At 65.3% G+C, this 20,625-nt stretch carries 19 protein-coding genes; 8 read left to right on the top strand and 11 right to left on the bottom strand.

Translation table 11 applies throughout. The annotated features are described in order from the left end of the window. Nucleotides 1-118: 118 nt before the first annotated feature. The 3 genes from P6U24_RS03350 to P6U24_RS03340 form a co-directional block, all read right to left on the bottom strand. Complete coding sequence (locus P6U24_RS03350) at nucleotides 119-1,312, bottom strand: ABC transporter substrate-binding protein (RefSeq protein WP_407160758.1); 1,194 nt, start codon at nucleotides 1,310-1,312, stop codon at nucleotides 119-121. A gap of 83 nt (nucleotides 1,313-1,395) precedes the next feature. Next, entirely contained in the window at nucleotides 1,396-1,719 is a 324-nt protein-coding gene (locus P6U24_RS03345; RefSeq protein ID WP_407157785.1) for a 2Fe-2S iron-sulfur cluster-binding protein, read from the bottom strand. Between the two features lie 9 nt (nucleotides 1,720-1,728). Further along, nucleotides 1,729-2,967: a cytochrome P450 gene (locus P6U24_RS03340; protein ID WP_407157784.1), complete on the bottom strand. Its 1,239-nt coding sequence runs from the start codon at nucleotides 2,965-2,967 to the stop codon at nucleotides 1,729-1,731. 68 nt (nucleotides 2,968-3,035) lie between these two features. On the opposite strand from P6U24_RS03340, the gene P6U24_RS03335 reads away from it, so the two are divergent. After that, nucleotides 3,036-3,551, top strand: coding sequence for a MarR family winged helix-turn-helix transcriptional regulator (locus tag P6U24_RS03335; RefSeq protein WP_407157783.1), 516 nt, complete (start codon nucleotides 3,036-3,038; stop codon nucleotides 3,549-3,551). A 322-nt stretch (nucleotides 3,552-3,873) separates the two neighbouring features. Then, nucleotides 3,874-5,148: an NAD(P)/FAD-dependent oxidoreductase gene (locus tag P6U24_RS03330; RefSeq protein WP_407157782.1), complete on the top strand. Its 1,275-nt coding sequence runs from the start codon at nucleotides 3,874-3,876 to the stop codon at nucleotides 5,146-5,148. On the opposite strand, the gene P6U24_RS03325 is transcribed toward P6U24_RS03330, so the two are convergent. Together P6U24_RS03325 and P6U24_RS03320 are read right to left on the bottom strand one after the other, a co-directional pair. Beyond that, nucleotides 5,138-6,046 (bottom strand): sigma-70 family RNA polymerase sigma factor, encoded by a 909-nt coding sequence (locus P6U24_RS03325; protein ID WP_407157781.1) that lies wholly within the window; start codon nucleotides 6,044-6,046, stop codon nucleotides 5,138-5,140. The genes P6U24_RS03330 and P6U24_RS03325 overlap by 11 nt on opposite strands. Then, on the bottom strand, nucleotides 6,036-6,344 hold the full coding sequence (locus P6U24_RS03320) for a hypothetical protein (RefSeq protein WP_407157780.1): 309 nt from the start codon (nucleotides 6,342-6,344) through the stop codon (nucleotides 6,036-6,038). The genes P6U24_RS03325 and P6U24_RS03320 overlap by 11 nt, the downstream gene beginning before the upstream one ends. Nucleotides 6,345-6,629: 285 nt before the next feature. On the opposite strand from P6U24_RS03320, the gene atzF reads away from it, so the two are divergent. Continuing rightward, a complete protein-coding gene (gene atzF, locus P6U24_RS03315) occupies nucleotides 6,630-8,450 on the top strand; it encodes an allophanate hydrolase (RefSeq protein WP_407157779.1) in 1,821 nt (606 codons plus the stop codon). Nucleotides 8,451-8,563: 113 nt separating this feature from the next. Here the strand turns inward: atzF and P6U24_RS03310 are convergent, their stop codons facing one another. From P6U24_RS03310 to ugpB, 6 genes are all read right to left on the bottom strand, one after another. Beyond that, entirely contained in the window at nucleotides 8,564-9,289 is a 726-nt protein-coding gene (locus P6U24_RS03310; RefSeq protein WP_407157778.1) for a GntR family transcriptional regulator, read from the bottom strand. Beyond that, the gene (gene hpxZ, locus P6U24_RS03305) at nucleotides 9,286-9,684 is read right to left on the bottom strand and encodes an oxalurate catabolism protein HpxZ (RefSeq protein ID WP_407157777.1); all 399 of its coding nucleotides are present in this window, start codon (nucleotides 9,682-9,684) and stop codon (nucleotides 9,286-9,288) included. Before hpxZ ends, P6U24_RS03310 begins: the two co-directional genes overlap by 4 nt. Nucleotides 9,685-9,686: 2 nt before the next feature. Beyond that, the gene (locus P6U24_RS03300; protein WP_407157776.1) at nucleotides 9,687-11,063 is read right to left on the bottom strand and encodes an AtzE family amidohydrolase; all 1,377 of its coding nucleotides are present in this window, start codon (nucleotides 11,061-11,063) and stop codon (nucleotides 9,687-9,689) included. A 10-nt stretch (nucleotides 11,064-11,073) separates the two neighbouring features. After that, nucleotides 11,074-11,265 (bottom strand): DUF4089 domain-containing protein, encoded by a 192-nt coding sequence (locus tag P6U24_RS03295; RefSeq protein ID WP_407157775.1) that lies wholly within the window; start codon nucleotides 11,263-11,265, stop codon nucleotides 11,074-11,076. Nucleotides 11,266-11,471: 206 nt separating this feature from the next. Further along, nucleotides 11,472-12,449: an aminoglycoside phosphotransferase family protein gene (locus P6U24_RS03290; RefSeq protein WP_407157774.1), complete on the bottom strand. Its 978-nt coding sequence runs from the start codon at nucleotides 12,447-12,449 to the stop codon at nucleotides 11,472-11,474. Continuing rightward, nucleotides 12,446-13,684, bottom strand: a complete 1,239-nt coding sequence (gene ugpB / locus P6U24_RS03285) for a sn-glycerol-3-phosphate ABC transporter substrate-binding protein UgpB (RefSeq protein WP_407160757.1) — start codon at nucleotides 13,682-13,684, stop codon at nucleotides 12,446-12,448. The genes P6U24_RS03290 and ugpB overlap by 4 nt, the downstream gene beginning before the upstream one ends. Nucleotides 13,685-14,221: 537 nt before the next feature. On the opposite strand from ugpB, the gene P6U24_RS03280 reads away from it, so the two are divergent. The 5 genes from P6U24_RS03280 to P6U24_RS03260 all read left to right on the top strand — a co-directional run bounded on the left by P6U24_RS03280 (nucleotide 14,222) and on the right by P6U24_RS03260 (nucleotide 20,605). Beyond that, complete coding sequence (locus tag P6U24_RS03280; RefSeq protein WP_407157773.1) at nucleotides 14,222-16,312, top strand: sensor histidine kinase; 2,091 nt, start codon at nucleotides 14,222-14,224, stop codon at nucleotides 16,310-16,312. Then, nucleotides 16,282-18,033 carry a DUF3369 domain-containing protein gene (locus tag P6U24_RS03275; RefSeq protein WP_407157772.1) on the top strand — a complete coding sequence of 584 codons (1,752 nt, stop codon included), beginning with the start codon at nucleotides 16,282-16,284 and terminating at the stop codon, nucleotides 18,031-18,033. The genes P6U24_RS03280 and P6U24_RS03275 overlap by 31 nt, the downstream gene beginning before the upstream one ends. Beyond that, nucleotides 18,030-18,770: a response regulator gene (locus P6U24_RS03270; RefSeq protein ID WP_407157771.1), complete on the top strand. Its 741-nt coding sequence runs from the start codon at nucleotides 18,030-18,032 to the stop codon at nucleotides 18,768-18,770. Before P6U24_RS03275 ends, P6U24_RS03270 begins: the two co-directional genes overlap by 4 nt. Before the next feature lie 251 nt (nucleotides 18,771-19,021). Further along, a complete protein-coding gene (locus tag P6U24_RS03265; RefSeq protein ID WP_407157770.1) occupies nucleotides 19,022-19,633 on the top strand; it encodes a sigma-70 family RNA polymerase sigma factor in 612 nt (203 codons plus the stop codon). A 375-nt stretch (nucleotides 19,634-20,008) separates the two neighbouring features. Continuing rightward, nucleotides 20,009-20,605: a L,D-transpeptidase gene (locus tag P6U24_RS03260; protein ID WP_407157769.1), complete on the top strand. Its 597-nt coding sequence runs from the start codon at nucleotides 20,009-20,011 to the stop codon at nucleotides 20,603-20,605. Nucleotides 20,606-20,625 lie beyond the last annotated feature (20 nt).

Below are 20,625 nucleotides of genomic sequence, written 5' to 3'. Positions count from 1 at the left end.
CGGCCCATGCACCATAATTCGCGAAAACCGCAGATGGCAAGAACTATACTGCCGATCGATGGCCCGTCTGGCGATCAGAACCGGACCCGTCACCCGCGGTTCACACGTGCAAGGTGGTTCATTTCACCAGAGGGCAGCCGCCATCGGCAATCGGACGAAAGGCTTGGTTGGCTGGTATGGTCGCGATCAGCCGATAGTAGTCGTAAGCATATTTCGACTCCTCCGGCTTCTTGACCTCGAACAGGTACATCGGATGAACGACGCGGCCGTCCTGGCGGATGACGGTATCGCCGAACAGCTTGTCCTTCCCCTTGAAGGTCTTCATCTGCGGCACGACCAGCTTGGCATCATCGCTGCCGGTGGCCGCGACCGCATTCAGATAGGCAAGGGTCGCGGCATAGACGCCGGCCTGATTGCCACTTGGCATCTTGCCGTTCATGCCGGGCCGCGCCGCGAAGCGCTTGGCGAAGGCGCGCGTGTCGTCGTTCATGTCCCAGTAAAAAGCTTCGAGCAGCTGGAGGCCCTGTGCGGCTTTTAGTCCCATGCCATGGATGTCGTTAATGAAGAGCAGGAACGCGACCAGGGTCTGGCCGCCCTGCTGGATGCCGAATTCGGCGGCCTGCTTCACCGCATTGATGGTGTCGCCGCCCGCATTGGCAAGGCCAATGACCTTGGCCTTGGAGGCCTGCGCCTGTAGCAGAAACGAGGCGAAGTCCGACGTGCCGAGCGGATGCTTGGCCGAACCCAACACCTTGCCGCCGTGCTTCTCGATATAATTGCTGGCTTCCGCCTCAATGCCTTGGCCGAGCGCATAGTTGACGGTGATGAAATACCAATCCTTGCCGCCCCGCCCCATCATCGCAGCCGCAGTCGTATTGCCGGTCGCCCAGGCATCATTGACCCACTGGATCGTGTTGGGCGAGCAGGCCTTGCCGGTCAAATCGGAGCTTGCGGTCGATGAGGCCAAAAAAGTCATGCGGCTGTCGCGCAGCAGCTCGTTGATCGTCAGACCAACGGCCGAGTTCGGCACGTCGACGACGGCGTCGACATGATCGACATCGAGCCATTTGCGCACGATAGCTGAACCGATATCGGCCTTGTTCTGGTGGTCGGCATAGACGATGTCGACCTTGATGCCCTTGCCGCCGCCGCCGAAATCTTCAGCCGCCATGCGTGCGGCCTCCACCGAGCCCATGCCGTTGGTGTCCTGGAAGATGCCGGAAATGTCGTTGAGCACGCCAATTCGCACGACATTCTCCGAAATTTCCGCGCTCGCCGGCGCACTGCACAGACCGAGCGCCATCGCCAGCATCCATCTCAATCGTCTCGTCATTGATTCCCCCTTTTGTCTTTGCTTTTTTTGCGAGTCGCTGTTGCGGACTCATCGTCGCAGCATCAGCTCTGCCGTTCGGGCAGCCGCACCACCAATCCGTCGAGCGCAGGGCTGACCTTGATCTGACAGGACAGGCGACTGTTCGGCAGCCGTTCCGACGCGGTGCCGTCGAGCAGCGCGTCCTCATCGTCGCTGATCGGATCGAGCTTTCCGGCCCAGGCCTCGTCGACATAGACGTGGCAGGTGGCGCAGACAGCGTTGCCGCCGCATTCGGCGACAATGCCGTCGACGCCATGGGTCAGCGCCGCCAGCATCACGCTGGCCCCATCCTCGGCATTGACGCTCTCACTGCGGCCGTCAAGATGAATGAAGGTAATCGTGGTCATGGTGTCCGTTCAGGCTGGCGTGATGACGACGGGCAGGCTCTCCAGCCCGCGCAACGTGTTGTTGTAGCGGCGCTTGACCGCACCATCGATCGTGATGCTGGCGGCCTTGCGTGCCAGTGCCGACAGAATGGTTTCCCCTTCGAGCCGGGCCACGAGCTGGCCGACACACATGTGGATGCCGGAGCCGAAGCCGACATGGCCGGAGACCTTGCGCGTGATGTCGTAGCTGTCGGCAGCCTCCCAGCGGCGCGGATCGCGGTTCGCCGCCCCCAAGAACATCAGCACCTTCTCGCCCTCGCCGATCCTCGCACCGCCGAGTTCGACCTCGCGCGTGGTGGTGCGGAAGAAGGTCTGCACCGGGCTTTCGAACCGAACTGCTTCCTCGAAGGCATTGCGCGCCAATGACGGGTCGCGGCGCAGCCGCTCCCATTGGTCGGGATAGCGCGCGAGGCAATAGATCGCAGCGCCGATGCCGTAGACCGTGGTGTCGAGCCCGGCCGACAGCAGCGAGCGCACCAGCAGCGGGGCTTCTGCGGCGGTGATGTCGCCCTTGTCGACAAAGGCATGGACGCAGGCACCGAAGCCGCCGGCGGTGAGATTGTCGCGCTGGCACTGCGCGGTGACATAGGCCTGGTGCGGCGCCGAGCGCTCGATCGCCTGCTGGCGCAGCTCGTTGGGCGGGCCGAATGCGTTGAACACGAGGCTCGCATAGGGAATGAGGTGCTCGCGCCCCTCCGCCTGCAGGCCCATCGCATCCGGGAAGACCGACAGCGGGTAGGCTTCGGCCAGATCAGTGATGGCATCGAAGCGTCCGCGCGCCAGAAGCTCGTCGACCTTCGCCTCCGCCGCCGCCATGAAGCGATCTCGAATCTGCTTCATCACCGCCGGCGACAACACCTTGCTCAGCACCGCGCGGGTGCGCGTATGCGCGGGCGGATCGGCCTCCAGGATCAGGCTCGGCGGCCGCCATGGCGCCTCCTTGGCGAAGTCGCTGAGGCCGACGCCGCGGCTGGAGCAGAAGGTCAGGGGATCATTGAGCACCGCATGGACCTCGGCGTAGCGCGCCACGCCATAGACATTCCACCGGTCGAGATAGACCACAGGCCCCGCCTCGCGCATCTCGTCATGCGCGGGATAGGGATCGTCGAAGAAAGGAATCGAAAACGGATCGATGTCGAGATGCGGAATTGCGGCTGCAGCCGCGGCGGCAGGCACCTCGTCCGATGCAGGACCATGTGTCGGGTTCATGCGCTCCTCCCAAATTCGGCCTTGTCATGCGGCGGCTCGTGTTTCTATGTCTCGATCAGCGAGGGATCATGAGCAACAGGACCGGCAAACCGCACGGAGCCAGGCAGGCAGGCGAAGCCGCGCGAGCCGGCCACACGCTCGATCTCGACCGCTACGTGCCCGCGATCATCACCTTCATCGCCAACAAGCTGTCGAACAGCGCGACCGCATTCTACCAGCGCAATTTCGACGTCAACGTTACGGAATGGCGCATCATGTCGCTGCTGGCGATCGAGCCGGGGATTCCCGCCTCGCGCATCTGCAGCGTCATCGGCTTCGACAAGGGACCGGTGAGCCGCACGCTCGCAACGATGAAGAAACGCGGCCTGGTCGCGATCCGCTCCGCTCCGGAGGACGGACGCAGCCATGCGATCTCGCTGACGGCAAAGGGACGCGCCACCCATGACGAGGTCATCGTCGCCGCGCTGGAGCGCGAACGGCGGCTGCTGTCGTGCCTGGACGCGCAGGAGCGGGAGGTCTTGATCGCGCTGCTGCGGCGTTTGCACGACAATCTCGGCGCCGTGACCGAGCCTGAGGGCTCTTAGGCGCCGCGCAGCCGTTTGGTGCCGCGCACGACCATGGAGCGGTTCCCTCGAAAGCGCGCTTGAAGCCGCGCCGGCTTGCCGCGGGCTACGCATGTCGTTCCATCCCTTCACGTTTGCGGGCGCATTCTCGCCTCGTCATTCGACGCGAACCAAGCTTCCATATATTAGTTGCCTTGGCAACCAAATAATTGACCGGAACTCGGCCGCCCCCGCCCGCTCTGCGATTTGCGCCGGCTATCGCGCGATTGGTAACCAGGGCTTGATGTCAGCAGGCATCCGCGTGCTTAAATGGAGGTTGTGGGACACAGCGAGGGCCAGATCCATGACCGAGCAGGCACAGGGCCTTCACCATGTCGTCATTGTCGGCGCCGGCTTCGGCGGCCTGGAGACGACCTACCGTCTGGCCGGTGCGCCGGTCCGGATCACGTTGATCGACCGCCGCAACCACCATCTGTTCCAGCCGCTGCTGTACCAGGTGGCGACCGCATCGCTGGCCACTTCTGAGATCGCCTGGCCGATCCGCTATCTCGTGCGCGACCGCCCGGAAGTCACCACGCTGTTCGCCACCGTGACGGGCATCGACGCCGAACGCCGCACTGTGTTGCTCGATCGCGGCGATGAGGTCGGCTACGACACGCTGGTGCTGGCGACCGGCGCCCGCCACGCCTATTTCGGCCATGACGAATGGGAGCCGTTCGCTCCGGGCCTGAAGACGCTCGAAGACGCCACCACCTTGCGGCGGCGCATCCTGGTCGCCTTCGAGCGCGCCGAGCGGGAAACCGACCCAGTGCGGCGTGCCGCGCGGATGACCTTCGTCATCATCGGCGCGGGTCCAACCGGCGTCGAACTGGCCGGCACCATTGCCGAGCTTGCCCACTCGACGCTGCCGCGCGACTTCCGCAACGTCGACACGCGCAAGGCCCGCGTGGTGCTGATCGAGGCGGGCCAGCGCGTGCTCGCCGGCTTTCCCGACGATCTCTCGGCCTACGCGCACAAGTCACTCGAGAGAATCGGCGTCGAGGTCGTGCTAGGCCAGCCCGTGACCGATTGCAACGCCGAGGGCGTGGTCTATGGCGGCAACCGGCTCGAGACCAAGACCATCATCTGGGCCGCCGGCGTGCGCGCCTCGCGCGCGGCGGAGTGGCTGGGCGCGCCGGCCGATCGCGCCGGCCGGCTCCAGGTCGCGCCTGACCTCACTGTGCCCGGCCACCCCGAGATTTTCGCGATCGGCGATACTGTGACGATCTCGGCCTGGAACGGCCAGCCGGTGCCAGGCATTGCGCCGGCCGCCAAGCAGGAGGGCCGCTATGTCGCCGAGACCATCAAGGCGCGGCTCGCAGGCCGCCCTACGGCGCCATTCCGCTACAGCCATGCCGGCAGCCTGGCGCAGATTGGCAAGCGCCTCGCGGTGATCGACTTCGGCCGCATCAAGCTGCGCGGCGCGCTGGCGTGGTGGATCTGGGGCATCGCCCACATCTACTTCCTGATCGGGCTGCGCCACCGCCTCAGCGTCGCCTTGAGCTGGCTATGGGTCTATGCCCGCGATCAGCGTGCGGCTCGGCTGATCACGCAAGGCAGCAGCAAGGTCACGGGCTGAGCCGATAGTCGGCGCCGTCGATGACGTAGGCGGCATGACGGAAATCGCGGATCGAGATCACCCCGTCCGCCGCCCATTGCAGCAGCATGAAATAGGACGGCACAGCATCTGGTCGGCCGGGGTCGACCACCAAGAGCGCCGGCCGCCCCTCGACCATTCCCGGCACGAGATGCCAGTCGCTGGCCTTGGCATAGTTGCCGAAATAACGTGACACTTCGACCTTGCCGCGCATCCGCGTCCGGCCGACCAGATCGAGCCGGATGTCATCGGCGAGCATGGCGCGAACCGCGTCGAAATCATGCGCGTTGAAGCGCGCGGCGTAGGCGGATAGCCGCGCCTGCTCCGCCGGCGCGAGCGCCGGCTGCGGGAGATCCTCGGAGCTTGCGGCCAGCTCGCGCAGCCGCGCGCGGCCGCGATGCAGCGCGGCCTTCACCGCGGCGAGACTCATGTTAGTGATGTCGCAGACTTCCTGCGGCGTACAGCCGAGCACGTCGATCAGGATCACGCTGCCGCGCTGGCCGACCGGCAGCTGCATGAACAGCCGCAGGCCGAGCCGGGCCATCTCGCGCAACGTCGTCGCATCATGCGCGTCGGCCATCAGCTCCGCCTCCTCGCCCATCTGCAGCGCCTCCAGCCGGCTGCGGCGGCGCAGGAAATCCAGCGCCGTGTTGTGTGCGATCCGGAATAGCCAGCCTTCCGGCTGAGCGATCGGCACCGCTGCAGGCCAGGCCTGCACCGCCTTGATCAGCGCATCCTGCACGATGTCCTCGCCATCGATGACGGAGCCAACCATGCGTGCGCAATAACGATGCAGCCGCGGCCGCATCGCGATCAAGAGATGATCGAGACCAGTTTGCTCCGGGACGTTCGAAGGCGATGTCATCCGGTCAATGTTCATCGAGCATCCGGTAATTGCCGACGACCGTCGCCTGACGCACCACGGGCGGCTCGGCGCAGCGGTCGCGGACGCCCTGCTGGAAAGCCTGGAACGCGGCGAGCTGCGTCAGCGAACTGGTGCCATCGGCGGCATCCGTCGCGACGAGATGGACGAATGTATCATCGTCAAGCCGCAGGGTCAGATAGCGCAGGCCTTCCGGCTTGGCCTCGCCAAGCTCGGCAAACACCGCCGCCACCAGCTCGGCATTTCGCGCCGCCTGTTCCGGCTTGGTCCTGTACCTGATCAAGCGCGTCATCATGTCCTCCTCATCCTGATCTGCATCCTCAAGGACGTTTCGACGACGCCGAAAGATGCGCGGCCGCAGGATTATTTTTGCGGGAGCGGCAGCCTGCATGTTTTTGAGGCAGACACTCGCCTCCATCGTTCAGCAGCGCAGGCGCCCTCCCGAGCAACAGTCTGAATTTGCACCGATATTTTCTTCATTCGGGACACGGGGGAATTGTACACAATGGCACATGCCTTGCTTCGCTGGCCTCGCATTCGAAGTCGCGGAGGAGTTGCTTGCGATGGCCGGACCGAAATCATGCCCCTCTCGCCTGCGGAGCCGCGCGTGACCGAGACCGTTGCCGAGATCGTCGCAGGCCATCGCGACGGCCGCATCTCCCCCGCGCAGACCGTGGCGCGCAGCTACCGGCGTATCCGCGACCATGCCGATCCTGCCGTCTTCATCAGCCTACGCGACGAGGCCGACGCCGTGGCCGAGGCCAAGGCGCTCTCGGCCAAGGATGCCGCGCACTTGCCGCTCTATGGCGTGCCGGTCGCGGTGAAGGACAATATCGACGTTGCGGGCCTGCCGACCACCGCCGGCTGCCCTGCCTTCGCCTATACGCCGTCGCGCGATGCGACCGCGGTGGCGCGGCTGCGCGCGGCCGGCGCTATCGTCATCGGCAAGACCAATCTGGACCAGTTCGCGACCGGCCTTGTCGGCGTGCGCTCGCCCTACGGCATTCCGAAGAACCCGGTGCGAGCCGATCTCGTGCCGGGCGGATCCAGCTCGGGCTCGGCCGTTGCGGTCTCCGCAGGGCTGGTGCCGCTGTCGCTCGGTACCGATACGGCCGGCTCCGGCCGCGTGCCGGCCATGCTCAACAACATCGTCGGGCTGAAGCCAAGCCTTGGCATGATCTCGACATCAGGCGTCGTGCCGGCGTGCCGCACACTCGACTGCATCTCGATCTTCGCGCTAACGGTGGATGATGCGGCGACCGCGCTCGGCGTGATGGCGGCAGCCGATCCGCTCGATCCGTTCTCGCGCGACCGGCCGCTTGCGGCGCTGACCGCCTTTCCAAGCGGCTTGCGGCTCGGCGTGCCACATCCGGGCCAATTGATCTTCTTCGGCGACAAGGAAGCGGAAGCCGCCTATGACGATGCGGTCGTACGCTTCAGTGAGCTCGGCGCGAAGCTGGTCGAATTCGACCTCGAGCCGTTCTACGAGACCGCGCGGCTGTTGTACGAAGGGCCGTGGGTTGCCGAGCGCTATCTCGTGATCCGTGATCTGCTTGCGTCAGATCCGGACGCGATCCATCCGGTGACGCGCGAGATCACCATCGCCGGCGCGCGTCCGTCCGCCGCGGACACCTTTGCTGCGCTCTACCGGCTGCAGGCCTTGCGCCAGGTCGCGACGCGCACCTTCGCCGAAATCGACGCGCTGCTGCTGCCGACCGCGCCGACCGCCTACACCACGGCCGACGTGCTCGCGGACCCGATCCTGCTCAACAGCCGGCTCGGCACCTACACCAATTTCGTCAACCTGCTCGACCTCTGCGGACTGGCGCTGCCGGCCGCGATGCGCGATGACGGCATTCCGTTCGGCATCACGCTGCTGGCACCGGCAGGGCGCGATGCCGCGCTCGCCAGCATCGGCCGCGTCTTTCATGCCGACACCGGTCTCAGTGCCGGCGCCAAGGGCGTCGTGCTCCCGCCGCTTGCCACTCTGCCGACGACATTACGTGACGGTGAGATCGCGATTGCCGCGGTCGGTGCGCATCTGTCGGGCATGGCGCTGAACCACGAATTGACCGCGCTCGGCGCACGATTGCTGGAGACGGCGACGACCGCACCGGACTACAAACTTTATGCGCTGGAAACCACGCCGCCGAAGCCCGGCATGCTGCGCATCGAACCCGGCACAGGCACGGCGATCGCGCTGGAGGTGTGGGCGCTCTCGGCGGCGGCCTTCGGGCAGTTCGTCGCCGCGGTGCCACCGCCGCTGTCGATCGGCACCATCAGGCTTGCCGACGGCCGCAGCGTGAAGGGCTTCATCGTCGAACCGGCCGCGCTCGACGGCGCACGGGATATTTCATCGTTCGGAGGCTGGCGAGCGTACATAACCCAAGGCGCAGCCTGATCGTATTCACCGACCGTCATTGCGAGGCGCGAAGCGCCGAAGCAATCCGGACTTCCTTCTTGAAACTGGATTGCTTCGCTTCGCTCGCAATGACGCCGCTGATGCTGCGTCGCCTACACCGACACTGCGTAGGTCTCGTACTCCCCGCGCACCAGCTCGATATGAGCGCGCATGGCGTTGGACGCGCCGAGCTTGTCGCCGCGCAGGATCGCGACCACGACGCGGTCATGCTCGGCATGCGATTTCGCCAGGCGGCCGAGATTGCGAAACTGGGCGCGGCGGAACGGCTGCACCCGCACCCGCGTCGCCAGCGTGATCTCGGCGATATAGGCGTTGTGCGCGCCGGCATAGATCGCGCTATGGAAACGCTCGTTCACCTCGTGGAAGCGCTCGGGATTCCCGGCATGGCTGAGATGCCGGAGCTCCTCATGGATCGCCTCCAGCCGCTGCCGCTCGATCGGCGTCATGCGCTGCGCGGCGAGACCGGCGCACAGCGCCTCCAGCTCGGCCATCGCCTCGAACATGCCGGTAAGGCGATCGAGCGAGGGCCGCGCCACCACCGCGCCGCGGTGGGCGCGCGCCTCGACGAGGCCTGAGGCCACGAGCTGGCGCAACGCCTCGCGCACCGGCGTGCGCGACACATTGAAGCGCCTGGCGATCTCGGTCTCGTCGAGCGCTGCACCGGGCGCCAGCGCACCGCGCACGATCTCGTCGGCAAGCTGCAGGCGCAGCTCTTCGGCGCGCGTGATCTTGGCAATGACTGGGGGAGCGCGATCGGCGCGCGGCATTTCCGGCGTCGGCCGCTGCTGTGCGCGAGCTTGGCTATCATCGAGACTCATGCCGCTCGCCCCTGCGGCTCGTCGATGACGCTGACATGGGCGGCGACGATCCGCCAGCCCTCGGGGAAGCGCACCCAGGTCTGCATCTGGCGGCCGACGCGCCCCGGCGCGCTGTCGCGATAGAACAGCGTCGAGGCGACCGCGGTATCGCGGCCGTAGGTGGTGATGACGGTGCGCGCGGTGCGCCGAATCAGCCCGGCCGGCGAGCGGCCGGCGCGGAACGCCGCGATCTCGCTATAGCCGTAGAGATTCTCGCCGATGCCGTAGCGCAGTGTGCGCGCATCGTTGCGGAACAGTTCGTCGAGCACCGCGACGTCGTTGCTCACCAGCGCCTGTTCATAGCGCTGGAACTGCGCGGTCACCTCGGCAACGATCTCGGGCAAATCGACTTCCATGCTTACAATCCCTTCGGCTCCGGCACGGCCGCAACGCCCATCTCTTGCAAGGCGTGCGCCACGCGCAGCACGATGTCCTCGCGCCAGGGCGCGGCAATCAGCTGCACCCCGATCGGCATCGGCTGCAGCGGCACCGGCACGGCGACGACGGGGAGCCCGATGAACGAGACCGGCTGGGTGTGGATGCCGATATTGGCGCGCACCGGCAGCTCGACGCCGTCGAGCACGAAGTTGACCTGGCCGATCTTGGGCGCGACGCAAGGTGTTGCCGGCGCGATCAGCACGTCGACATGCTTGAACAGCTCGAGCACGCGCGCGCGATACCAGCGGCGGAATTTCTGCGCGCGATCGACCAGCGGCGCCGGCACCATCGCGCCCGCGATCAGCCGGTCGCGCACCGCCGGATCGAAATCGTGCGCGCGCGTGCGCAGGCGATCGAGATGCAGCGAGGCGCCCTCGGTCGTGGTGATCACATAAGCCGCGGCGCGGGCCCGCGCTGCCTCCGGCACCTCGATCACCTCGGTCGCGTTGAGCGCCTTGGCGACGCGGCCGATCGCCTCGATGGCTTCCGGGAACAGATGCTGCTGGAAATGACCGCCGGCGATCGCAATGCGCAGGCCATCGATGCCTTGCGCTAGAAGCGGCGTCACCGGCTCGATCGCGCGCGCCGTGCAGGCGGCGTCATCCGCATCGGCGCCCTGCATCGCGTCATAGCTCAGCGCAAGATCCTCGACCGAACGCGCCAGCGGGCCGAGATGATCGAGGCTGGCGACGAACGGAAACGAGCGCGCACGTGACAGCCGGCCATAGGTCGGCTTCAGGCCGAAGATGCCGCAGAACGAGGCGGGCACGCGGATCGAACCGTTAGTGTCGGAGCCGAGCGCGATCGGCACCAGCCGGCCGCCGACCGCGCCCCCCGAGCCGCCGGAGGAGCCGCCGGTCATCCGGCTCGTATCGTGCGGGTTGCAAGAATTGCCGTCGTGGATGTTCTCGCCGGTGAAATCATAGGCGTATTCGCCCATGTTGAGCGCACCGACCAGCACCGCACCGGCTGCTTCCATCCGCTCGATCAGGGTCGCATCGCGCAATGCCGGCGGGTCATCACGATTGATCTTGGCGCCGGCGCGGGTGACGAGTCCCTGCACGTCGAACAGGTTCTTGACCGCGAACGGCACGCCGGCGAGCGGGCCGACGTTCTGCCCGGCCTCGATGGCGGCATCGATCGCGCGTGCCTTGGCGCGGGCCCGCTCGGCAGTGACATCGGTGAACGCGTTCAGCACGCGGTCGCGCACGCCGATCCGCGCCAGCACGGCCTCCACCACATCCACCGCCGACAGTTTCCTGCTCGCCACCGCCTGCGCGATGGCCGTGGCGGTCATCTCGGCAGGATCAAGCGATGAAGACACTGGCGGGCTCGGATTGATCTGGCAGCTTGTAATCATCGACCAGCTTGGCCAGCCGCAGCGATACTTCGAGATTGGCGCGGATCGCCGGCCGCCAGGCGTCCTCGATGGTGAGCCCCAGCGCACGCCCGACGGCGTCGATGTAATCGTTCAAATCGTCGTCCGAGCGGTCGGCCATCTCGCGCCTCTCATGCACCCGGCAGTGGCGGGCGCTGCATTCGCCCTGAACGGTTCGCAAGCTTCATGCCAAGGAATCTCGCGCCTTAAGCGGCTGAAATATCTCGCTGGTTTCGGCCGTTCCGCAACCTGGGACAGCTTCAGATTGCATACAGAGCTCCTATTGTGCCTAGTATTTGGTCAGAAGCACCAGGATCTGCCCGGCGCTCAGGTCGGCCAGATCAGCTCCTGAAGCTCCCAGAGATCAGCCGCTTTGGAAGACCAGTCCGGAATGCAGATGTGGCGGTTGGGGTCGCTGGCGCGATGCAGCAGCATCAACGCCATCAGGCACCGTTTGAACGATGCGTCGATTTGGCCCATCGCATATCCATAGCCTTCGAGCAGGCTGCGGACGCGCCGCGGCCGCCCGGCCGACATGAAAGCGCTCGGGCCGAGCAGGTCGTAGTCGCCAAAGCCTGTGAACACGTCGCCGAAGTCGAACAGGCCGCAGAGGCGCCAGCCGTCGCCCTTGCGCGCCACCTGGAAATTCTCCGGGATGTACTCACCGACGAGAATCACGGGCCTTGGGCGCATCGGGATCAGCTCGCGCACCTCGCGCAGGAGGTCGTCCAGCCCATCGAGGAATTTAGGCGCCAATCCGAGCCGCTGATGCCGCGCGAAACAGCCTTCGAACTGGCCCTGCATGACATCCGCCCATGCCGGCGTGACCTTGAGCAGCTCGCCCGGCGGCACCTGCTGCACGCTGGCGATGGTCTCGCCGAGCTGGCGCAACACCCGCTCCTTGTCGGCCTCCGCCATACCAGGCCAGACCTCGGAGGCCGCCACGCCGGGCAGCCGTGTCATGAACAGATACGGCCATCGCTCACGCTCGCCCTCGGCGACGAGCTCGGGCACATCGATCCGCAATTGCCCGGCCAGCGCGCGCAAGGTGCCGCGCTCGGAAATGAATTGGCGGCGATGGAAGGGCGGGAAGATCTTCAGGATCAGGCGGTCACCGAGACCGACAACGAGATTGGTCCCGGTCGCGAACACGACCGGGTCCGACCACGCGATATTGTGCTCCCGGGCGATGTCGCGCGCGATCGGCAACCAGCGCGCCGGCTCGGCGCGGAAGGCGCGGAATGCCGCAAGATTCGTCAGTGCCAGCAGCGAAGGCGACGTTTGCTCTTGTCGCGCCTCGCTCATTGCTCGGGGCTGGCCCGCTCGAACTGCCGAAGCAGCTTGTTGCCGCGCTCGACCGCCGCATCGAGCGCCTCGCGCGCGGATTTCCTGCCGCTGAACGCCAGCTCAAGCTCGTCCTCGATCGCATCGCGGATCAGCACGAAGGAGCCGAGCCGCAGCCCGCGCGAATTCTCCGTCGGCGGATTGAGCGTCACCTGCTCGATCGAGATCGCGGTCCCCGGATTGCGGTCGTAGAAGCCTTGCGCGCGGGTCAGCTCGAAGGCGGCGCGCGTGACCGGCAGATAGCCCGTGTTCTGGTGCCAGGCCGCCTGCACGCCCGGTCTGGACAGATACGCAAAGAATTTCGCAACGCCGCGATATTCCGCCCGCGGCCGGTCCCGCAGCACCCACAGCGTGGCCCCCCCAATGGTCGAGTTCTGCGGTGCGCCCTTAACATCGGGCCAATAAGGCATCATGCCGTAGCCGACCTCGAATCTCGAATTGGCCTGGATGTCGGCCCGCGTCGCCGACGAGCCGATGAAGATGCCGCATTCGCCTTTCTGGAAGCGCGGCTCGGCCGACTGTCCGCGCCCGCTATAGTCGAACACCTTGGTGGCCTGCCAGCTCGCGAGTTGCGCGATCTGACGCACCACCAGCGGATTGTTGAAGGTCAGCACAGCATCGATGCCGCCAAAGCCGTTCGCCCTGCTCGCGATCGGCAGATTGTGGAAGGCGGAGAAGTTCTCGACATTGATCCAGGACGGCCAGGAGGTGGTGAAGCCGCAAGCCGCACCGCGCTCGCGCAGCCGCTTGGCGGCCAGCCCGACCTCGGGCCAGGTCTTCGGCGGCATGTTCGGATCAAGCCCTGCACTTCGGAACAGATCCTTGTTGTAATAGAGGATTGGCGTCGACGTGTTGAACGGGAACGACAATAGATTGCCATCGACGTCGGCATAATAGCCGGTCACTTCCGGAAGATAGTCGCCAGGCGAAAAGCTCTCCTGCTCGTCGCGCATCAGCTCATAGACCGGGTAAATGGCGCCCTTGGCGGCGGTCATGGTCGCGGTGGCGATCTCGTTGACCTGAACGATCGCCGGCTGGCTGCGCGAGCGGAACGCGAAGATCGCCGCCGTCACCGTTTCGGTGTAGTTGCCCTTGTAGCTGGGAACAATGCGATAGTCGGATTGCGAGGCGTTGAAATCCGCCGCCAGTTTCTCGACTTGCTTGCCGAGTTCGCCCGACATCGCGTGCCACCACATGATCTCGGTTGCGGCGAAAGCCGGCGCGCCCCCGATGGTCACGATCGCCGCGATGCAGATCCTGAGCAGCGTCCCGTTCAATCCCACGACGTCATTCCAATCACGATCAATCGAAATACGGCTTGCTGAAACGAAATATCGACAGCAATCCGGCAGGCAACGGACTGAAATGGCCCCCCGGATTGATGGTGCCGGCCATTGACGGGCCTCGCCGCGTCGGCAGAATGGCCTTATAGCACCGGTTGCAAAAAAACACTGAACCTTTTCACGTGGGGACAGACCCACTACCCAAGGGGACCATGTTGCCTGTGTACCGCGCCGGCCTTTCGCGGACCTTGAGAGTGGATGTCGCGCCGATGCCGACTTTGGCTGCGACCGCCGTTTCACGCACATGCGACTTGAAGTTGAGCGCACGTGTCCGCGTCGGTGAAGCTGCGTCGCAAAATGACCATGCCGATTGCAGCCGCAATATTGGGCTGGTTTGCCGCGGCCGACGGATCGTCCGGTCGCCGCGATGGCGCGAGCCGAATTGATCCGATGGCCAGGTCCGACCAGAATGGCACGAAAGGACGTCCGGCGAGACTGGCGATCCTGGGCCGCGCCCGCATCGTGCGGGTGTTGCGCGCTGTGCCGATCCGCTGGCGCATCCTGTCGATCGCTGCGCTGAACTCCGCCGTCGTCATCGTGCTCGCGGGCCTGATCTGGAACGGCTCGCAGGTGCTGGGCAGTGCCTGGGAGGATGTCCGCCAGGTGCGGGAATCCGACAAGATCCTGGCGCTGCTGGAGAGCGAGACCAGCCGGCTGCAGAACCTCATTCATCGCTACATCAACCAGCCGAGCCCGGACCTGTTCGCCGAAATCCTGCTGCTGCGCGAGGCGGTGCTGGGCACCCTGACTACGCGGGCGTCCACCGACCCGATGCTGTCGGGCTCGGTCGAGGAGCTGGAGCGGGTCACGGTGCGCTTTCTCGACGGCTTCGGCGAGTTGCGCAGCCTGCAGACCACCATCTCCAAGACCTATGAGGAGCAGGTGCTGGGGCCCGCGCGCGATATGGCCGGGCTCTATTCGGTGATCGAAGGCGCGACCGGTCATCGCGATGCGCAGATCTGGCCGTCGCTCGGCAAGTCGCGCGAGGCCTTCACCGCGATGCTGGTCGCGGCCAACTCCTACTATTTGTCGCTGGCGCCGGCCTCGGCCGAGGACGCACGGCGCAACACCGAGACCATCGAGAAGACCATTCCTGTCATGTCGGAGCTCGCCGACAACGATCTGCAACGGCTGGCGCTGGACAAGCTCAGCGCACGCACGGCAGCGCTGCGCGACGGCTTCTCGAAGCTTTCGGACGAGCTCACCAACCGCACCGAGCTGCTGCGCAACACTATCGATGCGAGCCAGGCCGAAACCATCGGGGCAATCGACGAGCTGTCGGTGAAGATGCGCCAGCGCGAGCAGAAGGCGCAGGCGACCTTCGATCGCACCTTGCGCGACATCTCGCGTCGCGTGTTGTCGATCGCGGTGATCTTCCTTGGCGTCATCCTTAGCGCAGGCGTGCTGATCGCTTTGTCCATCCGTCTGCCGCTGCAACAGATCATGGCCGCGATGCGGGCGATCGCGTCCGGCGACTATGATCGCCAGGTGCAGGGCACCGATGCCCGCGACGAGGTCGGTGCCATGGCACGGGCGGTCGAGGTATTCCGCGAGAATGCGATCGCCAAGCGCAAGACCGAGGACGAGCTGCGCACCTCCAAGGAAAAGGCCGAGAGCGCCCTGCTCGAGCTGAATGCCGCGCAGCGCAATCTGATCGACGCAGAGCGGCTCGCCGCGCTCGGCGGCCTGGTCGCCGGCGTCGCCCATGAGGTCAACAACCCGATCGGCATCAGCCTCACGGTGGCATCAAGCTTTGCCCGCCGCGCCGACATCTTCGAGAAGGAGCTGATGGGGTCCACCGGACTGCGCCGGTCGCAGCTCGAGGAGTTCGTGCGCGCCTCGCGCGATGCCTCGCAGCAGCTCGTCGCCAATTTGCAGCGCGCCGGCGAGCTGATCCAATCCTTCAAGCAGGTCGCGGTCGACCGCTCCCATGCGGAGCGGCGGCAGTTCATTCTGCACGAAGCCACCGACCAGATCATCGCGAGCCTGAAGCCGGTGCTGAAGCGGGCGCCGATCGCGCTCAACGTCGACGTGCCCGAGGGGCTCCTGATCGACGGCTATCCGGGCTCGTATGGCCAGATCCTGACCAACCTGTTCCTCAACGCCGCCAACCATGCCTTCGCCGACGGCCGTGCCGGTACCATCTCGATCACGGCGCGGCCGCGGGGCACCGATGACATCGAGATCATCTTCGCCGACAATGGTGCCGGGATGAGCCCGGACGTCCAGCGCCAGGCCTTCGACCCGTTCTTCACGACCCGCCGCAACGAAGGCGGCACGGGACTCGGCCTGCATATCGTCTATAACCTGGTGACGCAGCAGCTCGGGGGCCGCATGATGCTGGAGTCCCGGGTGGGACAAGGCACGACATTTCGCATTATCATGCCCCGGATCGCCCGAGATTCTAAAGAATTGGGCGGCTCTGACACAGAAGGCGACGGAACCACGCAATGGCCGAACAAGACGATGTCCTCCAACTGATCGACGACATTGGCTTCGTTGAGCAAGAGCATCCGGCGCGGAAATGGAAGATCGCGGTCATCGATGACGACCACGCCGTGCATGAAGGTACGCGCTTCGCGCTCTCCGACTACAGCCTGAACGGTCAGGGACTGGAGATCCTGTCGGCGTTCTCCGCGGCCGAAGGTCGCATCCTGATGCGCGACAATCCCGATGTCGCCGCGGTGCTGCTCGACGTCATCATGGAGACCGACGTCGCGGGCCTCGAGCTCGTCGAGTACATCCGCAACGAGATCAAGAACGAGACCGTGCGCATCATCCTGCGCACCGGGCAACCGGGCCAGGCGCCGGAGCGGCGGGTCATCGTCCAATACGACATCAACGATTACAAGGCCAAGACCGAGCTCACTGCCGACAAGCTGTTCACCTCGCTGACCGCGGCCTTGCGCAGCTACCAGCAGCTCGAGCGGATGGTGCAGACCCGGCGCGGGCTGGAGATCATCATCGACGCCGCCTCGACGCTGTACGACTTCAAATCGATGCAGCGCCTCGCCGAAGGCGTGCTGACGCAGATCGCCTCGCTGCTCAATGTCGACTGCGCCGGCATCCTGGTGCTGCGCGACGACGGCAGCGGCAGCAAGACCGAGGACTTCTCGGTGCTGGCGGGCTCAGGCTGCTACAGCCGTTTCATCGGCGCGGCCACCTCGAAATCGCTCGATCCCGAGCTGCGGGACATGGTCGAGGCTGCGTTCAAGAAGCGCATGAATGAATTCGCCGACCAGCGCACCGTGCTTTATGTCCGCACCGGCTCGGGGCGCGAGGTCGTCGTGCTGCTGCAGGCGGAACGGCCGCTGTCTGAGACCGACCGCTCGCTGGTCGAGATTTTCTCCAGCCGGCTGTCGATCGCATTCGACAACGTCATCCTGTATCAGAAGCTTCAGGAGGCCAACACGCAGCTCGAGGACCGCGTCGCCCAGCGCACCCGCGCGCTGATGCAGGCCAATAGCAGGCTGTCGGCGCAGTGGCTGCGGCTGCAGCGTGCCAACGGCTTCAAGAACGAGATCCTTGGCACCGTCGCGCATGATTTGAAGAATCCGCTCGGCGTCATTCTCGGCCGCACCGAGATGCTGACCGAGCTGTTTGCGACCGGCGCCTCCAAGGACGGCGTCACCACGCAGATTGAACACATCCGCGACGCCGCCAAGCGGCTGACCTCGATGGTCGATCATCTGATCTCGGATGCGATGTCTGACGCCTTCGATATCACCATCCGCCGCGAAGCGGTCGACCTCGCCGCGCTGGTTCGCGAGGTCGCGGAAGCCAACCAGCCGCTCGCCGTGAACAAGCAGCAGATCATCACCGTGGCGGCGCCGGACCGTCTCTCCGCAATGTGCGATGCCGACCGCATGCGCGAGGCGATCGACAATCTCGTCAGCAACGCCATCAAATACAGTCAGATGGGTGGCCGGATCACGATCGAGGTCGGCACGGAGGGGGGCAACAGCGTGATCAGCGTGACCGACGAGGGTGCCGGCCTGTCTCCGGAAGATCTCGGCCGCTTGTTCGGACGCTTCCAGCGGCTGTCGGCCAAGCCGACCGCCGGCGAAAGCTCGACCGGGCTCGGGCTATCGATCGTCAAGCGCATCATCGACATGCATGGGGGCGACGTCGCCGCCAGGAGCGCCGGGCCGGGGCGCGGATCGACCTTCACCATCACACTGCCCGCGACAGAACCGTCATGAGCCAAAATCAGCACATCATCATCGTCGACGACGAGGCGCCCGCCCGCGAGATGGTCGGCGATTACCTCAAGATGCACGGCTTCACGGTGACGCTGTGCGATGGCGGCAAGAGCCTGCGCGGCGCCATCGACGCCGGACCGGCCGATCTCGTCGTGCTCGACCTCAACATGCCGGAGGAGGATGGGCTCTCGATCATCCGCGACCTCAAGAGCCGCACCAATATTCCGGTCATCATGCTCACGGCGACCGCAAGCCCGATCGATCGGGTGGTCGGGCTCGAGCTCGGCGCCGATGATTACGTTGCCAAACCCTGCGAGCTGCGCGAATTGATGGCGCGCATCCGCTCGGTGTTGCGGCGGAGCGGACCGGCCAAGGTCGCTGTGGCGGCACCGCAGCCTGCGGCTGCCAAGGCCGGGGAGCAGCTGGTGCGTTTCGGCACCAAATGGCTCGACCTCGACGCCCAGGCACTGCGCGACGACGAAGGCAACGAGCACCCACTGACAGCATCCGAGTTCGGGCTGCTCAAGGTGTTTGCCGCCAATCCGAAACGGGTGCTGTCGCGCGAGCGGCTGCTCGAGCTTGCCAATGCCCGCGACGCCGAGGCCTTCGACCGGGCCGTCGATCTGCGCATCATGCGCATCCGCCGCAAGATCGAGCCCGATCCGGCCAAGCCGGCGGTGATCCGCACCATCCGCGGCGGCGGCTATCTGTTCTCGCCATCGGGTGAAAAAGCGTAAACGCTCGCGGCACTGCAGCAAGCCTGACGTCAAGGAATCTGCTTCGAGGTCACTATACCGCGGCCGATCCTGTCTTCATTGAAAAACTTCACATTTTTGCCACGACTGTTTCGCGGCATTGCCGGCGACGAAACAATTCTCGCGGGCGACGAAACCATTTTCCCGTTTTAGTGCAGACGTCCCGAAACCTGGGCTCATTAACAATTTGCCCAACGAAACGCCGCAAGGGGGCGGCGCAACGGGAGAGTGTCATGCAGAACGTCGTTGCCATCAATTCCGCAGCCAGCCAGGGCATCATCGCAGCCCAGGCGACCACGGATGAAATGCTTCTGCAGAGCATTGCCGGGGGGGATCGTACCGCGATGCACACCCTCTATGCCCGGCACAATGTGCGGGTCTACCGGTTCATCCTGCGCATCGTGCGCGACACCAACGTCGCCGAGGACCTGGTCAGCCAGGTGTTCCTGGACGTCTGGCGTACCGCCAAGCAGTTCGAGGGGCGCTCCCAGGTTTCGACCTGGCTGCTCTCGATCGCCCGCTTCAAGGCGCTGACCGCGCTGCGCCAGCGCCGGTTCGAGGACATCGACCAGGACGAGGTGCGCGAGATCGCCGATGAATCCGACACGCCGGAGACCTCGCTCGAGCGCGCCACCACTTGCGCCATTCTGCGGGCCTGTGTCGCCAAGCTGTCGCCCGCCCACCGCGAGATCATCAATCTCGTCTACTATCATGAGAAGTCGGTGGAGGAGGTCGGACAGATCATCGGCATCCCGCAGAGCACGGTGAAGACGCGCATGTTCTACGCCCGCAAGCAGCTCGCCGACCTGCTCAGGGTCTGCGGCGTCGATACCATCGCGGCCTGAAAGTAGCTTGATCTCAAGATCCTGCCCGGGGCAGACGAATTCCCGGCAGGCCTTTTGGAAAAAGCGCCGAACGAAACAATTGAAACGATCGGCGAAATCAGCCGGAAAAGATCTGCTGCTACGACCGTACCGTCGGTCGAACCAGTCCCCCAGCTCGGTTTGGCCGGCATCGCAGAGCAAGATCTTCGCCGGCAAACTCCACCGAGCAGACTTTAACCTCCCAAGTTGCCTCGACGACCCGGATGGATGCCCCCCTCCGGGTCGTTTTGTTTCTGGGCCTGATGCGACGCGCCGATGCGCCGGTATCGTTCGCGCTCGGAACCATTGGATGGTAAGAACGAGGGGCTTGGCAGGTTCTGTTGAGGGGAGCTTGGAATGACGGTTTTGCGTCACCTGGTTTTTTGCATCACCGCCGCGATCGCGCTGGCCTGCTCGGCCGTGCACGGCTTCGCGCAGCAGCCGGATGATCCCGGCGACCAGCCAGGCCTGGTCGCCGACGACGACTACGAACTCGATCCGGTATGGCGCAAGCAGATCGTCTATTACCGCACCACCGAGCCGCCGGGCACGATCATCATCTCCACGACCGAGCGGCATCTCTATTTGGTGCAACCCGGCGGCCGCGCGATCCGCTACGGCATCGGCGTCGGCCGCGACGGCTTCCAGTGGCAGGGCCTGCTCAACATCACCCGGAAAGCGGAGTGGCCCGACTGGACGCCGCCGCCGGAGATGATCCAGCGCCAGCCCTACCTGCCCCGCTTCATGGCCGGCGGTCCAGGCAATCCGCTCGGCGCCCGCGCCATGTATCTCGGCACCACGGTGTACCGCATCCACGGCACCAACCAGCCCCAGACCATCGGCACCAAGATCTCGTCGGGCTGCTTCCGCCTGGTGAATGCGGATGTCGCCGATCTCTACGATCGCGTGCCGGTCGGCACCAAGGTGGTGGTGCGCCAGAAGCCCGAGCTCTAGCCGCAAGCACCGGATATTTC

The organism is Bradyrhizobium sp. STM 3557 (genome assembly GCF_045571465.1).
GTDB lineage: Bacteria > Pseudomonadota > Alphaproteobacteria > Rhizobiales > Xanthobacteraceae > Bradyrhizobium.
The sequence above is the reverse complement of the archived record's forward strand: the minus strand, read 5'-3'. Positions and strand labels throughout refer to the sequence as shown.

What these genes read in the sequence shown, in the direction of transcription:
- P6U24_RS03340 (WP_407157784.1), bottom strand. Translation starts at nt 2,967, where the DNA reads ATGAACCCGACACATGGTCCTGCATCGGACGAGGTGCCTGCCGCCGCG.
- P6U24_RS03335 (WP_407157783.1), top strand. Translation starts at nt 3,036, where the DNA reads ATGAGCAACAGGACCGGCAAACCGCACGGAGCCAGGCAGGCAGGCGAA.
- hpxZ (WP_407157777.1), bottom strand. Translation starts at nt 9,684, where the DNA reads ATGGAAGTCGATTTGCCCGAGATCGTTGCCGAGGTGACCGCGCAGTTC.
- P6U24_RS03275 (WP_407157772.1), top strand. Translation starts at nt 16,282, where the DNA reads ATGGCCGAACAAGACGATGTCCTCCAACTGATCGACGACATTGGCTTC.
- P6U24_RS03320 (WP_407157780.1), bottom strand. Translation starts at nt 6,344, where the DNA reads ATGATGACGCGCTTGATCAGGTACAGGACCAAGCCGGAACAGGCGGCG.
- P6U24_RS03345 (WP_407157785.1), bottom strand. Translation starts at nt 1,719, where the DNA reads ATGACCACGATTACCTTCATTCATCTTGACGGCCGCAGTGAGAGCGTC.
- P6U24_RS03350 (WP_407160758.1), bottom strand. Translation starts at nt 1,312, where the DNA reads ATGCTGGCGATGGCGCTCGGTCTGTGCAGTGCGCCGGCGAGCGCGGAA.
- P6U24_RS03295 (WP_407157775.1), bottom strand. Translation starts at nt 11,265, where the DNA reads ATGGCCGACCGCTCGGACGACGATTTGAACGATTACATCGACGCCGTC.
- P6U24_RS03300 (WP_407157776.1), bottom strand. Translation starts at nt 11,063, where the DNA reads ATGACCGCCACGGCCATCGCGCAGGCGGTGGCGAGCAGGAAACTGTCG.
- P6U24_RS03280 (WP_407157773.1), top strand. Translation starts at nt 14,222, where the DNA reads ATGGCCAGGTCCGACCAGAATGGCACGAAAGGACGTCCGGCGAGACTG.
- P6U24_RS03325 (WP_407157781.1), bottom strand. Translation starts at nt 6,046, where the DNA reads ATGAACATTGACCGGATGACATCGCCTTCGAACGTCCCGGAGCAAACT.
- atzF (WP_407157779.1), top strand. Translation starts at nt 6,630, where the DNA reads ATGCCCCTCTCGCCTGCGGAGCCGCGCGTGACCGAGACCGTTGCCGAG.
- P6U24_RS03290 (WP_407157774.1), bottom strand. Translation starts at nt 12,449, where the DNA reads ATGAGCGAGGCGCGACAAGAGCAAACGTCGCCTTCGCTGCTGGCACTG.
- P6U24_RS03330 (WP_407157782.1), top strand. Translation starts at nt 3,874, where the DNA reads ATGACCGAGCAGGCACAGGGCCTTCACCATGTCGTCATTGTCGGCGCC.
- P6U24_RS03270 (WP_407157771.1), top strand. Translation starts at nt 18,030, where the DNA reads ATGAGCCAAAATCAGCACATCATCATCGTCGACGACGAGGCGCCCGCC.
- P6U24_RS03260 (WP_407157769.1), top strand. Translation starts at nt 20,009, where the DNA reads ATGACGGTTTTGCGTCACCTGGTTTTTTGCATCACCGCCGCGATCGCG.
- P6U24_RS03310 (WP_407157778.1), bottom strand. Translation starts at nt 9,289, where the DNA reads ATGAGTCTCGATGATAGCCAAGCTCGCGCACAGCAGCGGCCGACGCCG.
- ugpB (WP_407160757.1), bottom strand. Translation starts at nt 13,684, where the DNA reads ATGTGGTGGCACGCGATGTCGGGCGAACTCGGCAAGCAAGTCGAGAAA.
- P6U24_RS03265 (WP_407157770.1), top strand. Translation starts at nt 19,022, where the DNA reads ATGCAGAACGTCGTTGCCATCAATTCCGCAGCCAGCCAGGGCATCATC.